This window comes from Streptomyces sp. NPDC052701 (assembly GCF_040678355.1).
Taxonomy (GTDB): Bacteria; Actinomycetota; Actinomycetes; order Streptomycetales; family Streptomycetaceae; genus Streptomyces.
In genome coordinates this window covers 1-2019 of the sequence record NZ_JBFATO010000078.1, presented here as the reverse complement: position 1 = coordinate 2019, position 2019 = coordinate 1, and the positions used below count along the sequence as shown (strand labels likewise).

Genomic DNA, 2019 nt, shown 5'->3' with positions numbered 1-2019 from the left:
TCACGGACTTCAACTGCGACGGTGTGCGTGACACCGCGATCGCCGATCCGGACGCGGCCGTCGGCGGTGACGCGAAGGCGGGTCTGGTGCGGGTGGTGTACGGGGGCGGCAAGGGCACCGCGGAGATCACCCAGGACCTCGGTGCGGTTCCCGGCGGCTCGGAGGCCAACGACCGCTTCGGCGCGTCGCTGGCCGTCTTCGACCACGATCTCGACGGCTGCACCGACCTGGTCGTCGGCGCGCCGGCCGAGGATCTGGGTGCGGCCACCGACGCGGGCCTGGTGAGCATCCTGCACGGTGCGCCGGCCGGACTGGCCGCCGGTGGTGCGACCGTCGCCCTGGAGCAGGGCTCGGGCAGCGGTGCTCTTGCCGCGATGGCCTCCGAATCCGGTGACCAGTTCGGTCATGCCCTGGCGGCCGGTACCACCCTGGCCGGTGAGCCGTACCTGGCCGTCGGTGCCCCCGGTGAGGACGCCGCCGGCGGTCTGACCGACGCGGGCGGCGTGATCTACCTGCGCGGCACCGGCACCGGCAATGTCCTGATCCACCAGGACAAGGCGGGTGTGCCCGGTGCCATGGAGGCGGGCGACAGGTTCGGTTCCGCGATCGCCGGCTCGCCGCAGCACCTGGCGGTGGGCGCCCCCGGTGAGGCCATCGGGTCGCTGGCCTCGGCCGGCGGGGTGTCGCTGTTCAGCCACACCCTCAACGCCGACAAGCTGCCGGCCGGGATCACCGGTATCGACCAGGACCTGGAGGCCGTCGAGGGCGGCGCGGAGGCCGACGACCGCTTCGGTGCGTCGCTGGCGCTGGTGCCGTACCGGGCCAACGCCTCGGCGACGGGCGCCGAGTCGATCCTGGCCGTCGGCTCCCCCGGTGAGGACGGCACCCAGGCCGCCAACGCGGGCCGGGTGGACACCTTCCGCCTGACCGCCTCCGGGTTCACCCAGATCTCCGGCATCTACCAGGGCGCGGCCGGTATTCCGGGCAGCACCGAGGCCGGTGACGCCTTCGCCCAGACCCTGTCGGCCGTGAACACCGCCCCGGGTGCGGTCAGCACCGCGCAGAACACCCTGCTCGCGGTGGGCGTGCCCGGTGAGGACAGCACCGGCGCCACCGACGGCGGCACCGTCTACGCCTTCAGCCTGACCAACGGCGCCTTCATCGCCACCGTCTACCCGGGCAAGTTCGGCATCCCCGGTGCGCTGGGCGCCTCGCAGAAGGTGGGCAGCGCCATCCACGCAACGGGTACCGAGCTCTACCTCGGCCTGCCCGACGGACCCGTCTCCCAAGGCTCGGCGCACGCCGTGCCGTGGGACAACGTCCTGAGCGGCGCCACCAGGCCGGTGACGACGTTCCAGCCGGGCACCGGCGGCCTGCCCGCGGCCGGTGAGACGTTCGGCTCCGTGATCCGCTGACGCCTTCGCCCAGACCCGTCCGGCCGGTTCCGCGGCACGCACCGTGCCGCGGGACCGGCCGGTCACACGCCTTCACCCCCACGAAAGCACCGAACCATGCGACGCATCCTGCTGCCCGTGCTCACCGCCCTCGCCGTGGCCGGCGCCGCCGCCCTGTCCACCACCGCATCGACGCTGCCCGACGCCGACCGCGCCCCCACGGCGCAGAACATGCAGCTCGCCGCCGCGACCTCGACCCACCAGTACGGCTCCCACCCGCGCCAGAGCCTCGACGCCCACTGGAACAAAAGCAGCTCCGGTCCCAGGCCCGCACTGGTGCTGATCCACGGCGGCTACTGGTACCACCAGACCGACTGGTCCGCCTCCGCCGAGCGCTTCGCCGCCGAGGGCTTCCAGGTGTTCGCCGTCAAATACCGGCTCAACTTCGAGGCCGCCTGGCCCGCCCAGCGCGACGACGTCGCCGACGCGGTGGCCTGGATCCGCTCCCACGCCGCCGAGTTCGACGTCGACCCCGACCGCGTGCTGCTGCTCGGCTCCTCGGCCGGCGGCCAGCTCGCCACCGACGCGGCCACCCACGGCGCCAACGCCCTGCGGCTCAAGGGCG

Annotated in this window: 1 protein-coding gene and 1 pseudogene; both read left to right on the top strand. The window is 73.6% G+C overall.

The features are described 5' to 3' along the window. A pseudogene (locus tag AB0L29_RS35445) lies at nt 1–1415 on the top strand (esterase); the annotation flags it as partial. Nucleotides 1416–1511: 96 nt separating this feature from the next. Continuing rightward, nucleotides 1512–2019 (top strand): alpha/beta hydrolase (locus AB0L29_RS35440; RefSeq protein ID WP_365833468.1); only part of this gene is annotated, 508 nt, incomplete at its 3' end.